This window comes from Corallococcus sp. bb12-1 (assembly GCF_026626765.1).
Lineage (GTDB): Bacteria > Myxococcota > Myxococcia > Myxococcales > Myxococcaceae > Corallococcus > Corallococcus terminator.
Genome location: NZ_JAPNJZ010000028.1, coordinates 1 through 16,018, shown reverse-complemented (window position 1 = coordinate 16,018; position 16,018 = coordinate 1). Strand labels below are relative to the sequence as shown.

General features: G+C 72.4%; 13 protein-coding genes. 7 read left to right on the top strand and 6 right to left on the bottom strand.

Features of this window, described 5'->3' with window-relative positions; all coding sequences use genetic code 11:
- Positions 1-52: 52 nt before the first annotated feature.
- From OV208_RS33920 to OV208_RS33905, 4 genes are all read left to right on the top strand, one after another.
- Complete coding sequence (locus tag OV208_RS33920; RefSeq protein ID WP_267578078.1) at positions 53-3,163, top strand: MG2 domain-containing protein; 3,111 nt, start codon at positions 53-55, stop codon at positions 3,161-3,163.
- Positions 3,160-5,535, top strand: a complete 2,376-nt coding sequence (locus tag OV208_RS33915; RefSeq protein WP_267578077.1) for an alpha-2-macroglobulin family protein — start codon at positions 3,160-3,162, stop codon at positions 5,533-5,535. Before OV208_RS33920 ends, OV208_RS33915 begins: the two co-directional genes overlap by 4 nt.
- A gap of 252 nt (positions 5,536-5,787) precedes the next feature.
- Complete coding sequence (locus tag OV208_RS33910; RefSeq protein ID WP_267578076.1) at positions 5,788-6,822, top strand: trypsin-like peptidase domain-containing protein; 1,035 nt, start codon at positions 5,788-5,790, stop codon at positions 6,820-6,822.
- An 84-nt stretch (positions 6,823-6,906) separates the two neighbouring features.
- Positions 6,907-9,258 carry a hypothetical protein gene (locus OV208_RS33905; RefSeq protein ID WP_267578075.1) on the top strand — a complete coding sequence of 784 codons (2,352 nt, stop codon included), beginning with the start codon at positions 6,907-6,909 and terminating at the stop codon, positions 9,256-9,258.
- 10 nt (positions 9,259-9,268) lie between these two features.
- Here the strand turns inward: OV208_RS33905 and OV208_RS33900 are convergent, their stop codons facing one another.
- The 3 genes from OV208_RS33900 to OV208_RS33890 are packed head-to-tail and all read right to left on the bottom strand — an operon-like array spanning position 9,269 to position 11,649.
- Entirely contained in the window at positions 9,269-10,078 is an 810-nt protein-coding gene (locus OV208_RS33900; RefSeq protein WP_267578074.1) for an SDR family oxidoreductase, read from the bottom strand.
- Positions 10,079-10,084: 6 nt separating this feature from the next.
- Positions 10,085-10,873, bottom strand: a complete 789-nt coding sequence (locus OV208_RS33895) for a ZIP family metal transporter (protein ID WP_267578073.1) — start codon at positions 10,871-10,873, stop codon at positions 10,085-10,087.
- Positions 10,873-11,649 carry an alpha/beta fold hydrolase gene (locus OV208_RS33890; protein WP_267578072.1) on the bottom strand — a complete coding sequence of 259 codons (777 nt, stop codon included), beginning with the start codon at positions 11,647-11,649 and terminating at the stop codon, positions 10,873-10,875. Before OV208_RS33890 ends, OV208_RS33895 begins: the two co-directional genes overlap by 1 nt.
- An 86-nt stretch (positions 11,650-11,735) precedes the next feature.
- On the opposite strand from OV208_RS33890, the gene OV208_RS33885 reads away from it, so the two are divergent.
- A complete protein-coding gene (locus OV208_RS33885) occupies positions 11,736-12,287 on the top strand; it encodes a nuclear transport factor 2 family protein (protein ID WP_267578071.1) in 552 nt (183 codons plus the stop codon).
- A 9-nt stretch (positions 12,288-12,296) separates the two neighbouring features.
- Positions 12,297-12,770 carry a hypothetical protein gene (locus OV208_RS33880; protein WP_267578070.1) on the top strand — a complete coding sequence of 158 codons (474 nt, stop codon included), beginning with the start codon at positions 12,297-12,299 and terminating at the stop codon, positions 12,768-12,770.
- A 21-nt stretch (positions 12,771-12,791) separates the two neighbouring features.
- Here the strand turns inward: OV208_RS33880 and OV208_RS33875 are convergent, their stop codons facing one another.
- Together OV208_RS33875 and OV208_RS33870 are read right to left on the bottom strand one after the other, a co-directional pair.
- A complete protein-coding gene (locus tag OV208_RS33875; protein ID WP_267578069.1) occupies positions 12,792-13,547 on the bottom strand; it encodes a hypothetical protein in 756 nt (251 codons plus the stop codon).
- Positions 13,548-13,710: 163 nt separating this feature from the next.
- A complete protein-coding gene (locus tag OV208_RS33870; RefSeq protein WP_267578068.1) occupies positions 13,711-14,439 on the bottom strand; it encodes an SDR family NAD(P)-dependent oxidoreductase in 729 nt (242 codons plus the stop codon).
- Between the two features lie 486 nt (positions 14,440-14,925).
- Between OV208_RS33870 and OV208_RS33865 the strand changes: the two genes are divergently transcribed.
- Positions 14,926-15,576, top strand: coding sequence for a hypothetical protein (locus tag OV208_RS33865; RefSeq protein ID WP_267578067.1), 651 nt, complete (start codon positions 14,926-14,928; stop codon positions 15,574-15,576).
- Positions 15,577-15,678: 102 nt separating this feature from the next.
- Here the strand turns inward: OV208_RS33865 and OV208_RS33860 are convergent.
- The coding region (locus tag OV208_RS33860; protein ID WP_267578066.1) for an alpha/beta-hydrolase family protein at positions 15,679-16,018 on the bottom strand (340 nt) is incomplete at its 5' end.

The following is a 16,018-nucleotide window of genomic DNA, read 5'->3' as shown; positions in this document are numbered from 1 at the left end:
GCGGGACCCTCCGTGGGCTTTCCAGCGTACAGTGGCTGGACGGGGAGAATGCATGACAGTGCGAAACCATCGCCAGCGGTGGGTGGCCGGGGGCCTGGGGTTGTTGGTCCTGGGGGGAAGCCTGGCCTACGTGGCTTCCGGGCGGTGTCTGTCCGCCTGGGTCTTCCAGGGGGTGGAGGTCCCCCGGTGTCCGGATGGGAAGTTCCGCCAGACGGCGGGGGTGTCCGCGCACGGGCTGGCGCGAGGCGCTTCCAGCCGCGTGTCGGTCTGGGCGGACGCGCACGCGGTGGACGAACGCGGCAACGCGCTCAAGGCGCGCGTGGGCCGGGGCTCCACCGAGCTGTTCCTGGTGGACGCGGCCGGCAAGGAGACGCCCCTGCCGGTGGATGCGAAGTCCAGCTGGAAGCGCGAGGGCAACGGTCCGCTGAACGCGCCGGTGACGCTGCCGCAGGTGCCGGACGGGGACTACCAGCTGCGCGCGCGCATCACCACGCCGCTGGGCACCGACACGGTGGACGCGCCCCTGCCGCTGTACGCGCCGGCGCGGGTGCGGGTGCTGACCGACCGGCCCCTCTATGAGCCCGGGCACCGGGTGCGCTTCCGCGCGGTGGCGCTCAGGGCGAAGGACTTGTCGCCGCTCGACGGCCGGCCGGGGACGTGGAGCGTGAAGGACCCCACCGGGGAGGTGGTGCTGGAGGAGCGCGCGCCCGCGGGCCCCTGGGGCGTGGTGGCCGGGGACCTGCCGCTGGACCGGGGCGCTCCCACGGGCGACTGGACGGTGGCGTGGACGAGCGGCGGCGCTTCCGGCGAAGCCCACTTCACGGTGGAGCCCTTCACGCTGCCTCGCATGCGGCTGGAGGCCCGGAGCCCGAAGCCTTTCTGGCGGGCCAACGAAACGCCGGAGGTGACGGGCGAGGTGGCATACGCATCCGGGGCGCCGGTGGCGGACACGGACGTGGCGCTGGAGTGGAGCCATGCCGGTGCGTGGCCGCCGCCGACGGAGTGGCTCAGGGGGGAGCTGCCGAAGAAGGCGCGCACGGATGCCGCGGGTCGCTTCCGGGTGACGCTGCCGCGCGTGCCCGCGGACCTGCGCGGACAGTCCACGCTGAGCGCGCGCGTGGAGGCGCGGGACGCCACGGGCGAGCCGGTGAGGGGCGCGGTGTCGCTCCTGTTGTCCGAGGACGCGCTGGCCGTGTCGGCGGTGACGGAGCTGGAGGACGGGCTGGTCGCGGGCTTCAGCAACCGCGTCTACCTGCGCGCCACCACCGCCTCCGGCCGGGTGCTGCCGGGCGCGGAGGTGACGGTGACGCGCGCGTGGGACCCCAAGGACCCCGGCGTGAGCGCGGTGGCGGACGAGGACGGCGTGGCCGCCTTCCAGATGGACCCCGGCCCCGCGGTGAACGTGGTGGTGCCGCCCCTGCCGGTCCGGCCCATCCCGCGTCCGCCGCCGGTGTCGCTGGCGTCATCCCAGGACCTGCTGAATGACCGGGGAGGTCAGCAGCCGGCGCTCGCGGATCAGCTCGCGCTGGAGCGCCTCCTGCCCGCCTTCCACCCCTGCGCCCGCTTCGTCGCCTCCAATGGGGCCGCCATGGTGGCGCTCGCGGCGCGGGTGGGCCCGTCGGGACAGGTGCTGGACGTGGCCGGCGCGGACGAGGGGACGGGGGCGTGCATGGCGTCCGTTCTGAAGGCGCGGGGGCTGCCCCCCGGCGCGGAGCGGATGCTCGCGCTCCAGTTCCGCGTCATGGACCCGGGCCTGCCCTCGCTGCAACCCCATGTCCAGACGGCCACCGGGAACACGCACGAAATAGAGGCGGCCTTGAGCCGCCCCGCGCTGGATGCCCGGGCGTGTCTGCCTTTGGACCTGTCCGGGTCCTCCACGCTGCCCGCCGTGCTGACGTGGCGACAGGTGCCTGGCAAGCGCGACGTGGTGCTGTCGTGGCTGCCGCTGCCCGCCCGCGACACCGCGTTCTCCGCGGCGGTGCTGCCCTGCCTGAAGGAGCGCTTCTCCCGGCTCCGCCTGCCGTCGTCGCAGTCCGGAGAGGCGGTGGCGGACGGCTCGCCCGTCGGAGGCGCCATGGGCGTGGTGCGCTTCAGCGTGCAGCCCCCGTGGAATGGGGGGCGCACCCTCCAGGCCCAGGCCACCACGTTCCTGGGCTACGAGCTGAAGGTGAAGGCGAAGTGGGACGGCCAGGACGTGGGCGACACGAAGCTGGTGCTGCGTCCCGCGAGGCTGCCGCCCTTGCGCCTGCGCGCGACGCCGGTGCTGGCGAAGGCGGGCGAGGCCGTGAAGGTGGAGCTGCTGCGCGGCCCGGGCTTCGTGGGCGAACTGCCCCGGACGCTGGAGCTGGTGGCGGGGAGCGCGCGGTTGAAGGCGGAGGTGGACGCGCCCTCACGCTCGGCGCGCTTCACGCTGCCCGCGGACTTCGAGGGCTGGGCCCACGTGGAGGGTGTGGAAGCGCAGGCGCGCGTGTACGTGGCGCCGCGCGCGCAGCTGGCGGTGGAGGTGTCGCCGGACAAGCCCGCGTACGCGCCCGGGGAGCTGGCCCACCTGCAGGTGCACACGGTGGTGGATGGCAAGGAGGGGCCCGCGGCGGTGGGCCTCTTCGGCGTGGATGAGACGCTCTCGCAGCTCGCGCCGCTGCCGGGCGCGGATGCGCTGGAGGGCCTGAGGCCCGCGCCCACGGTGGCGACGCCGGCCTTCGGGGTGCTGGACGGACAGGCGCTGGCGATGGGCCGCATCCGGGGCGCGAACGCGGCGGCGGCGGCGCTGCTGCGCGTGACGGAGGTGCCGAAGCCGGAGGAGCTGGAGGCGCGCGTGACGGCGAACGCGACCAGCCCCTTCTCACCGGACGCGGAGCTGACAGAGCCCTTCTACGCGGTGCTGACGGAGCTGCACGCACGCACGCGCAAGTGGGAGGAGACGGCGCCCAAGGGGGAGACGTTGGATCCCGCGGGCGCTGCCCGGTTGTGGAAGGAATCGCTCGAAGCGTGTGAGCAGCGCGGCGAGAAGGTGACGGACGCGTTCGGGCGCAGGCTGCGGCTGTCGCGCCTGCCCGAGGACCTGCTGTCGCTGACGGATCCACGCGCGGTGGTGGTGAGTGGAACCCGGTTGCCGGAAGACGTCGTGAACTGGGGCGCGTGGGTCGCCCAGGAGTCGCCATGATTTCGCGCGGACTGAAGGGCGGGGCCGTGGGCTTCGTGTTGGGCGTGGGGGCCGTGGTGGTGCTGGGGATCGTGGGCGACAGCGTGAGGGGACTCTTCGGGGCGTCCGCCAGCGCGCTCTCGGGAGAAGCGGCGCCACCGATGGAGGTGTCGGCGCTTTACCTCGGCAAGAAGAGCATGAAGTCCTTCGGCGGGGCGTCCTTCGACGAGGGCGGCCTGGGCTCGCGCGGAGCGGGACCGGGCGGGGGCGGAATGGCGCAGGCCCCGTCGGCCATGGCCCCCGTCACGGCGGAGATGGACGGCGACGACTCGTTCGCCGAGGAGGAGAAGGCCGAACCCCCGGAGCCGGGCGCGGACGGGGCGGCCGCGCCCACCCGCGCGTGGTTCCCGGAGACGTTCCTCTTCGAGCCCCTGGTGGTGACGGATGCAAGCGGCCAGGCGACGGTGCCCGTGCGCGTGCCGGACCGGCTGACGCAGTGGCGGGTGCTGGCGCTCGCGCACTCGCGCTCCGGTGCCCAGGCCGGGGCGGTGACGTCCTTCGCGGGCACGCTGCCCACCTACGTGGATCCGGTGCTGCCGCCCTTCCTGCGCGCGGGCGACACGGTGCGCCTGCCGGTGCAGGTGGTGAACACCACCGACAAGGAGGTGGTGGCCGCGCTGAAGGTGGACGTGCGGGGCGCGCAGGTGGAGGCCGGCTCGCGCACGGTGAAGGTGCCCGCGCGGGGCAGCGCGGTGGAGCTGGTGACGGTGCGCGCCCAGGGCGCGGGGCCGGTGACGGTGCGGGCCTCGCTGGGTGACGCCGACGCGGTGGTGCGCGACTTCGACGTGTGGGCCACCGGGCAGCCCGTGGTCCAGACGCGGGGCGGCTCGCTGGCGGCGCCGCGCACGCTGTCCCTGAGCGTGCCGACGGACGCGCAGGCCGGCAGCGAACGGGTGCGGCTCCAGGTGTACCCGGGCGCGCTGGGCGTGGTGCGCGCGGAGCTGGCGGCGGTGGAGCGCAGGCCCGGGGATGTGGCCGCGGATGCGTACGCGCTGCTGCTCGCGGGGCAGGCGCCCACGCTGCTCCAGGCGCTGGGCGAGACGCCGGACGCGGCCGCGCTGAAGGCCCTGGCCCAGGTGGCGGGGCAGCGGGTGCTGCGGGCCGCGAGGGCGCCGTCGGTGGACGTGGCGACGCGGCTCGCGGAAGGGGCGCTGGCCCACCCGGACAACCCGGTACTCGCGCGGTTGGGTGAACGGCTCGTGGACCAGGTGGCGAAGGCGCAGCGTCCGGATGGCACCTGTCAGGGCGGTGAGGGCTGGCCGCTCCAGCGCCTGCTGGTGGCGACGGCGGACTGCGCGCGCACGGTGCGCGCGGCGGTGGGGACGGACGCGGGCAAGCAGCGCGCCTCGGCCTTCACGGCGCGCTCCGCGGGCGTCTTCGAGCGCTACCTGCCGCAGGTGAAGGATGGCTACACGGCGGCGGTGCTGCTGGCGGAGGGCGCGGTGACGGGCAGCGTGGCGGACGCGCTGCGCACCCGCGTGCGTGAAGCGGTGAAGCAGGGCGCGGATGGCACCGCGTCCCTGTCGGTGGAGCCGGGCACGGTGCGCGCGGATGGCGAGGAGCCCTCCGTCGTGGAGGCCACGGCGATGGCGGTGCTCGCCCTGCAGGGCGATGCGAAGGCGCCGCTCGCGGACCTGGGCGCCTTCCTGCTGGCGCGCTACTCGCCCGGCCAGGGCTGGGGGGATGGGCAGGCGAACCGCGTGGGCCTGCGCGCGGCGCTGGTGCTCTTCCGGGAGCCGCTGCCGGCCCAGGTGCGCGTGACGCTGGAGCGCGACGGGAAGGTTGTCACCGAAGGCACCTACGACGCGAAGGCGCTGCGCGAGGTGCTGGCGCTGGAGGCCGCGGCCCCGGGTTCGGCGGGGACGCACGCGTGGACGGTGCGCGCGGAGCCCGCGGTGCCGGGGCTGGGCTTCTCGCTGGCGCTGGCCGCGACGGTGCCCTGGAAGAACGAGGCGAAGGGCGGCCTGGAGCTGACGGTGGACGGGCCGAAGGACGCCCGGGTGGGCCAGCTCGCGGAGATGCGCGTGGTGGTGGGCGCGCCCTCGTTCATGCCGCTGGTGTTCCAGCAGGAGCTGCCGGCCGGCGTGCAGGTGGACACCGCCAGCCTGGACGCGCTGGTGTCGTTGGGACGGATCGCCTCCTGGGAGGTGCAGGACGGGCTGCTGTCGCTGCGCATCGCCCCGCGGACGCAGGGCGCGGCGCCAGTGCAGGTTGCCTTCCGTGTGTTGCCCACGCTCGCCGGGACGTTGCAGGCGGGCGCCTCGCGGCTGGATGTGCCGGGGCAGCCGGGCGTCACCTCGTTGTTGCCGCCCACCACCTGGGCGGTGCGCTGAACCGGAGCAGGGGTGCCCGCACCCCTCCCTGAAGTCCCTGGGCATGGGACCTGGGTCCAGCTCAGGGTCATTCCCCACTCCCGACCTGGGAGCCGCACCGTCCATCCGGTCGCGGGCGACGCAGGGTGGCGGGCGGAAGTGGCGCGGGGGCCCGGCCCGGCGAGCGCTCCGGTCGCAGTGCAATCGCGGCCCGCATGCGTACACTGCAAGTCACACGGCAGGCGTGAGCTGAGCGGCCGCGAGAGGACACGGATGGAGCTTGAAGGCTCCGAGCGGGAGGAACTCACCCACGCCCTCCTGGGCGCATTCGCCTCGGTGGAGGAGCTCCACCGGATGGTCACGGTGAAGTGCGGTCGGGAGTTCGCGCCCCCCGTGGAGGGCGAGAGCGCTGCCCGGGCCCGGACGCTCGTGCACACCGCGGAAGCGGAAGGGTGGACGGACGTGCTCGTGCGCGGCGCGCAGGCGGCGGCGCCGGGCCATCCGCGCATCCGCCGCTTCCTCCAGTCGTATCACTCCTCCGTGCAGCGCAGCGTGTCTGGCAGTGCGTTGGCGCGCATCGTCCAGGCGGCGAAGCAGCCCATGACGCCGGAGGCCTGGAGGGACCGGCTGGCCCTCCTGTCGCGGCGGGTGTGCCGGGTGGAACTGGACGGAGGCCGCGCGCTGGGCACGGGCTTCCTGGTGGCGCCGGACGTGGTGCTCACCAATTCGCACGTCATCGAGCACCGGTTGTTGGAGGCGCTGCGCGTGCGCTTCGACCTGAAGGTGCTGCCGGACCGCATCGCGGTGCACCCCGGCCGGGTGTACGCGGTGACGGCGTGCCTGGCGCAGAGTCCGCACAGTCCGGCGGACCTGATGCACCCCCGCCCGCGGGAAGCCACGCGCGACGAGCTGGACTACGCCTTCCTGCAGATCCAGGACGCCCCCGGCGAGGACCGGCTGGGTGACCATCCGCGCGGCTTCGTCCCGCTGCCCCCGTCGCCCACGCCCTTCACCACCGGCTCGCTGGCGCTCGTCGTGCAGCACCCCAAGGGCCGGCCGATGCAGGTGGCGCTGGACACGTTCCAGGCGCTCAACCATTCGCGGACGCGCATCACGTACTGCACCAACACGCACCCGGGCTCGTCCGGTTCGCCGTGCTTCACGCAGGACCTGGAGCTGGTCGCGCTGCACCACAGCGGAGACCCGCGCCCCGGCCACGAAGCCGCCGAGGACGACGAGGGCATCCCCCTGGAGGCCATCCGCGCCAGCCTGCCGCCCGGCGTATTGCGCCGCCTGGGCTGGGACTGACGACACGCGCTGTTGGGATGCGGGGCCGGGGGAGGGGACTGCTATCGTCCACGCATGGGCCTTCCCGCTCGAAGTCGCACGACCGTGACCGTCTCCCCGCGCGCAGCAGCGGGCCTGACGTGGGCGGTGCTCTGCCTGCTTCCGACGCTCGCGCTCGCGGCGCCGCGTTTCAGCGTCGCGGGGGTGAACGCCAACAACGAGGTGCGGCTGCGCACGTCCACCGGCCACGTGGAGACGGTGCTGCGGGTGGACCTGCTGACCGCGTCCGCGGAAGCAGGAGGCGAAGCACCGGCGGACACGCGGTTGACGGTGCTGGTGGATCCACTGCTGTCCACGGACGGCACGCAGGTGCCGGTGACGGTGCGCGTGGGGACGGCGGCGGACGGCGCGATGGAGGCCCCCATCTCCGTGCGGCAGCCGGTGACGGTGGTGCTGACCGCGGAGCTGCCCTCGCCCGGTGAGTACAAGGGCCGCGTGGTGTTGTTGGGGGACGGCGTGCGGGAGGTGGCCACGCTGGTCATCCAGCGCGTGGCGGTGGCCCCGACGGTGCAGTTCTACCCCGTCTCTCCCGCGCGCGGCTGGACGCTGGGCCCCTTCTCCGGGAAGGCCACGGTGCGGCTGACCTTCAAGGAGACGGCGGGCGTGGGCGGCGCGGTGGGGCCCGCGGCGGTGGTGCAATTGGACCGCAAGGAGGGCGGGGCGGGCAACGGCGCGGCGCCCGTGCAGGCGCAGGACGCGCACTGGTCCTTCCGGGGACAGGCCGCCTCGGGCGACGACGCCAGCGCGGAGGGAGGCATGGACCCGGGGGGCGTGTTCCAGGTGCCCGCGAACGGCACGGGCCTGCTGAGCCTGGATGTGGACGGCCTGCCGGAGTCCGGCGAGTACACCGGCACGGTGCGGCTGCTCGTGCCCCAGGGCGCGCCGGTGGAGCAGACCTTCACCGTCTGGGTGAAGACGCCGGCCCTGTGGGGCGCGTTCCTCATCTTCCTGGGCGTGGTGACGTCCGCGGCGGTGCGCTTCTACGTGCAGCGCGTGCGCCCGCGCGTGACGCTGCGCGGTCGGGCGGAGGCGGCGCGCCAGAAGTTGCAGGAACTGGTGCCCGCCCGTCCGCTGGAGCGCGAGGCGGCGGTGGCCGCGTCGCTGCGGCGGCAGGTGGACGCGCTGTTGGAGAACATCCAGCGGCCCCTGAGCGGGCTGGTGGTGCAGGACTCGGTGCTGTCGCTCTTCGAAGCGCGCCTCCAGTTGTTCTCGCTCTGGTCCGTCCTCCTGCGCCAGTTGGAAGCGCTCAAGGGCATGGCCCTGCTGGACGCGGAGAAGAAGCTCAAGGCGGTGGAGACTCTGCTCCAGAACGACCAGGCCACGTCCGCGGACTTCACGGAGCAGGCGCAGTATTTGCGCACGCTGGACCTGGAGGGCGTGGCCCGCGCGGTGCTGGCATCAAGGCTGGAGGAGCTGGAGCAGCAATCCCAGACATTGGTCTCCCAGCGCGGAGACGACGCGGTGAGCCGCCGGCTCCAGGGGGAGCTGCCCCTGTACCTGTTGCGAGCGCGACAGCAGCTTCCTGGCACCGACCTGGACGCGTCGCGCCGGCTGGTGGACACCGCGCGCGAGGCGTTCCTCGAAATCCTCCTGTCGGACCTGGAGGGCTCGCTCTCCGGCCGGGAGCTGCCCGGGGGCTTCACGCCGGAGGAGTGGTCGGAGCTGCGCACGCGCGTGGCGGAGCAGCTTGCCCGGGCGCGGGCGCGCAAGTCGGCCAGCGTGGACGAGGCCTTCCTGTACTACCAGTCCGCGCAGGCGCTGTACCTGCGCGCGCTGGTGGACAACCTGGAGGAGGCGCTGACGGCCGCCCATGCGGAGGTGGGAGGCGACATGGGCGCCCTGTCGGAGTGGGAGTCGGAGGTGGATGCGCGGCTCAAGTCGGCGCGCGCGCACCTGGATCAGGGCGAGGCGAACCTGGCCACGCCCGACTACCGCGCCGCCCGCGAGTCCTTCGAGCGCCACGCGACACTGCGGCAGAAGGCGGCGTCCATCGGCAGCCGGCAGTCGGTGCTGGAGGCGTTCCCGGACGTGACGCTGGACCCCTTCTCCCAGAAGCCCGCGGAGGCCCCGCCGCCGCTGCCCGGCGCGCCCGCGGGTGGCAGCATCACGCCCCTGCCTCCACCGGGAACCACGAAGACGGGCACCGACGCGCTGGTGAACCTGGACTGGATCCCCCTGCCGCGCTCCAGCGACCTGTGGAAGGTGGAGCTCGCGGTGCTGGGGATGATGTCCATCATCGCGGTGCTGCTGGGGCTCCAGTTGCTGGATGTCTTCTCCCCCACGTGGGGCGGCTCCGGTGCGTGGATGTCCGCCTTCCTCTGGGGCTTCGGCCTGCACCAGGTGGGCAACGCCACCTTCGACGGCCTGTGGGGCATGGTGTCGAAGCTGGAGAAGTAGCCCGTCCTGCTCAGGCCTTCTTGCCCCGGATGGCGCGCGCGGCCAGCGTGTCGAGCAGCCCCGGGGCGACGAGCTTGAGCACCAGGCCCACGCGGGCGGTGAGCGTCATCACCACCTCGCGGTCGCGCCGCTCCATGGCGCGCAGGATGAGGCCCACGCAGGTGTCCACGTCCATGGTGGCGCCCTCCTCGTCGCGGGGGCTCTCTCCCAGGGGCCGGCCTTCGGCGCCCAGCGCGTTCGCGCGGATGCCCGTGGCCACGAAGCCCGGCGACACCACGAGCACGTCGGTGCCGGTGCCCAGCAGCTCGATGCGCAGCGAATCGAAGAAGCCCTGCATGGCGTGCTTGCTGGCGGCGTAGCCGGTGCGCGTGGGCACGCCCGTCTTGCCCGTGAGCGACGAGATGGCGACGAGCAATCCCTTGCGCGCCTTGATGTGCGGCAGCGCGTGGAACGTGCAGTGCACCGCGCCCAGGTAGTTGATGCGCATCAGCCGCTCGAAGAGACCCAGGTCCTTCACGTCCTCGAACCGAGCGTGCATGGTGATGCCCGCGTTGTTGACGAGCACGTCCACGCCGCCGAACTCAGACACAGCCCGCTCCACGAGCCGCTGACACGCCTCTGGCTCCCCCACGTCGGTGGGCACCGCGAGCGCCTTGCCGCCGGCGGCCTCGCACCGGGCCTTCACCCGCTCCAGCGCGGCGCCATCGCGCGCGGCCAGCGTCACGTTCGCACCCCGGGCCGCCAGGGCCACCGCCAGCGCCTCGCCGATGCCCGACGAGGCACCGGTGACAATCACGGACTTTGCTTGCATGGACCGCATCCTCGCTCAGTGGTGGGCGCCGAGGAACCGCTCCACGAAATGCAGGCCGCCGATGAGCAGCAGGCCGCACAGGAAGCCCACCACGCGCTGGCGCGAGTCCGGACCCCGGCGCAGGTCCGGCAGGAGGTCCACCGCGCCGATGTAGAGGAACGAGCCCCCGGCGATGGCCAGCACGGTGCCCTGGAGCGAGGGCAGGTGCTGGGTGCCCACCAGCACGGCTCCGGCGCCCACCGCGGCGGTGAGCTGCACCGCGCCCAGCGCGACGAGCGACTTCGCCCGGGACCAGCCCGCGGCGCGCAGGAGCGCGTAGTCGCCCACCTCCTGCGGCAGCTCGTGGATGATGACGGCGAACGCGGTGGCGAAGCCCGCGTTGGGGGACACGAGGAAGGCGGCCGCCACGGCCGCGCCATCGCCGATGTTGTGCAGCGCATCCGACGCCAGCAACGCCGACGGCAGGGTGGGCGCGCCGTGCGCATGCGTGTGCCCATGGGCATGGCCATGCACGTGTCCCGCCGCGGCTTCGGCCTGGTGGTGGTGATGGCCCAGCGCCCACTCCAGGAGGGCCAGTGCGACGAAGCTGCCAAAGGCCCACGTGAAGGCGGAATCCCCGAGCGTGGCCACGGCCTCCGGCAGCACCTCCAGGAAGACGGCGCACAGCAGGGTGCCGGCGGCGAAGGCCACCAGCGCGGGCAGCCGGCGCTGCAACCAACGCTCGGACAGCACCCCGCCCGCGAGTCCCGCGACACCGTCCAGCCCGACGGCGATGAAGACGAGCAGGACGGTCTGGGAATCCATCAGGCCAGCAGCCAGGCCAGCAGGGCCTGGGGACTGTCCACGTGGACGAAGTGCCCCGCGTCCGGGAGCAGGGCCACGGGGCAGCCGGCGGCCTCCAGGCGCTCGGCGGCGGCGTCCGGCACGTACTTGCTGCGACCGCCCCGGATGCAGCGCAGGGGCGGGTGGACGGGGCGCTCCACGGCGGGCCAGAGGTCCTCGCCGATGACGCGCTTGTGCAGGCGCAAGAGGGCGTCGCGGTCGAAGCGCCAGCGCACGCCGTCGCCGTCGGGCACCAGGTTCATGAGGAGCCAGTCGGACAGGCCTTCGGACAGGCCGCGTCCGATGAGGTCCGCGCGCAGGGCCCGGCGGTTGTCCGCGCGGGGCGGCGCTTGCAGGAGGATGTCCAGGACGTAGCCGCTCTCCGACAGGTCCAGGGGGACGGGCCCGGGGGCGATGTCCAGCAGGGTGACGCTGCCCACGCGGCCGGAGGCGTGGAGGCTCGCGGCCAGGGACACGCGGCCGCCCAGCGAGTGGCCCACCCAGTCGATGGCGCCGGTGAAGCCCTGGGCGTCCAGCGTGTCCACGACGTCGCGGGCGAGCGTGGACAGGTCCGCGTCCGGAGACAGGGCCGGTGAGGCGCCGTGGCCGGTGAGGTCGGGCAGGAGGATGCGGCGGCGCGGGTCGGCCTGCGTCCACGCGACCGCGAGCGAGCGCAGGTTGCGACCGCTGCCGAGGAAGCCATGCAGGAACACCGTGGGCACATCGCCCGTGCCGACCTGAAAACTTTCGAGCACCACGCCACACCACCTTGTCCGCGTGCCTTGACCCGGGGCACGTCGTGCCGCTTCATACCGCGAACCCCCCTTCCGTCGAGGTGAACCCGGTGCCTTCCGTCTCCTTGTTGTTGCTGACGCTCGCCGCCAACCCCGCCGTGCCCGTCACGCAGGCCCCCGCCGACCCGAAGGTGGCGGTGGCCACGGTGCTGGACGACTGGCACCGCGCGGCGGCGGCGGCGAACGAAGCGCGCTACTTCGCGCTCTTCACGCCGGACGCGGTCTTCATGGGCACGGACGGGACGGAGCGCTGGACGGTGGACCAGTTCCGCGTGTGGTCGAAGCCGTTCTTCTCCAAGGGCAAGGCCTGGAGCTTCAAGTCGGTGTCTCGCAATGTCTTCCTGTCGAAGGACGGGCAGACGGCGTGGTTCGACGAAGCGCTGGACACGCCCAACCTGGGCCCGGCGCGCGGCAGCGGCGTTCTGGTGAAGGAGCCCGTCGGGTGGCGCATCGCCCAGTACAACCTCTCCGTCCCCATCCCCAATGACCTGATGGGCGAAGTCACCAACCGCGTGGCCACGTACACCAAGGCGAAGGCGGTGCGGAGCACCACCCCGGCGACGCCCGCGCCGAAGACGACGACGTCCACGCCCAAGCCTTGAGCACCCGGCATGGATGCCATTGAAGCCGTCAAGCGGGTCTATGCGCTGATCGCCGAGCGTGAAATCGCCACGTCGATGCGGGCCTGTGCGCTCGCGCAGGCCTCGCTGGAGGGGGCGCGGGGCAATGAATTGCTCGCGCTGCAGGAAGCCATCGTGGACTCGCTCGCCGCGATGCTAAGCGAGCTGGGCGAGCACGGTCTCCAGAACCAGGCGCTGTGGGAACAGGCCGTGCCGGGCAATGGTGGCGACGTCGACGTCGCCGGGATGGCCCGGGACTGCGCGGCCGCATGGCAGGAGGTGACGCGCCTGCGTGCGGCTGGCTTTGAAAGCCAGGCGCTGATCTCGCCGTATGTCGGCGGTTGGATGGATCCCATCGGTTCGCCGGACTGGCTGGACAGGCTGCGGCGAGGGGTGGCACGTCGTGACGCGAAGTGGGTCGACCGGATCACCCGCATGCTTCGCGACGGCGAAGAGTCGGAATGACCGCGTGTCTGTCTTCACGGCTCAGCGCCAGTGATACATGAAGGAGGCGCCAGGGGCGAAGGCAGGACCCCCCCGGCCCTCCAGTTGGCGCCCGGCGAGGACTCCCAGGTCCACGGACCACCGCGGCCCCATGAACCGCGCACCCACCGTCGCGAAGGCGAACGCGCTGGCGATGGCGCGCGCCGGTGAGATGGCGACTTCCCCCGCGAAGCCCCAGTGCTCCCCTACGCGCAGGAAGCCCCCCACCATGGGCAGCACCATCACGCTCCCATTCTCGCCCTGGACCCAGACGTAGATGGGCTGGACCGTGAGGGAGAGGTTCGCGTCGGCCGTCCCATAGGTGAGGGTGCCATAGGCAGCGACGGCGCTGTGGAGCCCCAACGAGCCCGCCCAGTCGCTGTCGTAGGAGCCGCCCTGCACGCCGAACGCCAGATGCAGCTTCTCGGTCAGCGGCGTGCTCACCTTGATGCCAGCGAGGAGGCTGAAGGAGGTGTCGCTGAATGCCAACTGGATGGGGATGGCCGTGGCCATGTTCAAGGACACGCGCTCGCTCAGGCCCACCTCCGCGACGGTGGCGAAGAACGCCTGCTGTCCGACGAAGCCCTCTCCCGCATGCAACGGCAGCGCGGTCGAACCCAGCAGGCCGCGCGTGCGGGTGGGGTTCTCGAACCAGCCCTGGGCCGATGCCGGAGGAGGCTCGGGAGCCGGTTCCCCGGCGCTGGCGGAAGCGCCAGGGAGGGCCAGCCACAACAGCATCAGCCAACTGAAACGCCGCATCGTCACTTCCCCCTCGTGGTGGCGCGCCTCATAGGCAACCCCCATGCCAGGGAGGACGCTCTCAGGAGTCAGCAGGGCGTTCGCTCCGCCGCGCTCCCCCGATTCCGGACATGGGCGTCATGGCGTCACGAATCCATGACGGCCCAAGGTCCCTGGCGTGCCTTCAGACCGCGGTCCAACCGCCGTCGATGTCGATGACCTGCCCCGTGGCGTAGGAGCATGTCGCGAGGAAGTAGGCCGCATCCGCCATGTCCCGGACGGTGCCCGGACGCTTGAGTGGGATGTTGCTCACGAGCGAGTCCATGAACGCGCCCAGCTGCTCGGGCGGAACGCCCCAGTCGATGGCCGTATCCCGGGTCAGCCCTGGCGACAGGACGTTGACGCGGATGCCCCTGGGCGCGAGTTCGACCGAGAGCGAGCGGCCCATGGCGTTGACCGCGCCGCACAGGCCCGCGCCTCCGGAGTAGTTCACCAGGGCGGCGTGTCCGGCGATGCCGGAGCAGAGGATGATGGCGCTGCCCGCGTCCATCTTCGGCACCGCGTAATGGCAGGCGGAGAGCTGGCCGAAGAACCGGTCGTTGAAGAGCTCCCTCCACGCCTTCGAAGGCACGGTCTCCACCGCTCCGAACACGGCGCCCCCGGCGCACGTCACCAACAGGTCCACGCGCGGCACGGAATCAATGAGCCGCTTCACCTGCGCGTCGTCACCCACGTCCGTGACCACGCCCCGGACGCCATGCCCCAACTGCGCCGCCGCGTCCTCCAGACGTTGCTGGCGACGTCCGGCGATGACCACCTCCGCGCCTTCGTTCGCGAAGCGCTCCGCGATCGCCAGACCGATTCCCGTGCCACCGCCCGTGATGACCGCGATCTTCCCATCCAATGCTCCCACCGCTGCCTCCTGTGAAAGGAAAACACCGACAGCAAAGCACGACAGTCCCAGCGGACACAGCGGGTTTGCCTTCACCCCAGCGCAATCCCAGGCGTCGAACGGCATGCCGGATGCGGTCACTGTCCATGGAGGGCCCCAACGGGGGGACCTGCACGCCGGGCCTGGACTTTCCGTCCCCCGCCCCGTCCGCTTCCCCGACCGCACCTTCTCGGCCGCGGTGGACCTCGTCACCCTCCAGCCCGAGGTGATGTCCGACACGGGACCGGATTCATGGCCTTCCGGGTGTGGCGGGATGCGCTACGAATCCGGCGCTGTGTGTGGCCATTCCTGTCACAGCCTGCCGGCCCCGGAAGCGGTGTCGCCTGGGGCGGGCTCCTGAGCTGCGATTGGCACCTGGGATGCACCGGTCGCGGGACGACGAGTGGTGTTCCCGTGGACTTCACGGGAACGCCTTTCCCTCCTCGTCATTTCCCAGAAGGTGCCCCCATGACTCGAAAGTTCGTCCAGGCTTTCTCCCTTGTCGCGGCGCTGGTCCTGACCTCCACCACGGCGGTCGCCGGTGAGCGGCTGGCGGCGTACCTGCCGCGCATCGACGCCCCGAAGGCTCCCACGCTGGAGTGCACGGACCCCCGGGCCCAGTTGCATGAGGCGGCCAAGAAGGCCGGCGTGGACATCAACCCGGAAGAGACCGTCACCGTATCGAAGGACGGCCTGACGTTCGCAGGCAGCAGCATCGCCGGCTTCGAGCAGGTCCCCGCCTCCGCGCTGCCCGAAGGCGCGGACTTCGGCTTCACCTTCCTGGACGCGCCGCAGGCGGGCATCCCAGCCGGCTACTACAAGCTGCGCGCGCGTGCGGCCGCCGAGGACATCCAGGTGGGCGAGTACCGCGGCGAGGTGGACGTCATCGACGCGTCCGGCAAGGCCGTGGCCCGCCTGCCCGCGACGATGCAGACCTCCTCCGTGGAGGTGCCGAAGCCGCTGCCCTTCGCGCGCACCACGGTGGACGCGCAGTTCCGGCAGACGAACTTCATTGGCGGGCGGCCTGATCAGCTCTCCCGCTACCACCACACGCTGATCATCATCTACCACTGCCCCAACGGCACCACGATCATCATCTTCATCGACTACTGGGATTGATACTGAGCCGCCCGTCGCGGACCGTCTGAATGCGTGAACCCCGGCCCCGGAAGCGCGAATCCCACGCGCCTTCGGGGCCGAGGTGTTTCCAGTTCCGTCACTTCACGGCTCTGGCTTCAACAGCTCGCGCAGTCGCGCGGACTTGTCGGCGCTCCAGCCCTCGGGTTGCAGCAGCGCGACCCAGCCATCCACGTGCTCGCCGGTGTAGACGTGGCCGTAGCCCGGAGGCACCTTCATGCCCAGGGGCAGGTCGGCCGTCACCTGCCAGAACGTGACGAAGGGAATCCACACCATCGCGCCCAGCACGTCCGGGCCCCGGGGCTCGCGCAGCCAGTCCGGCCGCTTCACCATGAGGCCGGGGCTCCACCAGATGATGGGGTCGGAAGGGTGGAGGAGGTACAGCACCCGGGAGGGGCCCCACGGTGTGTCCGCCGGGGGGATG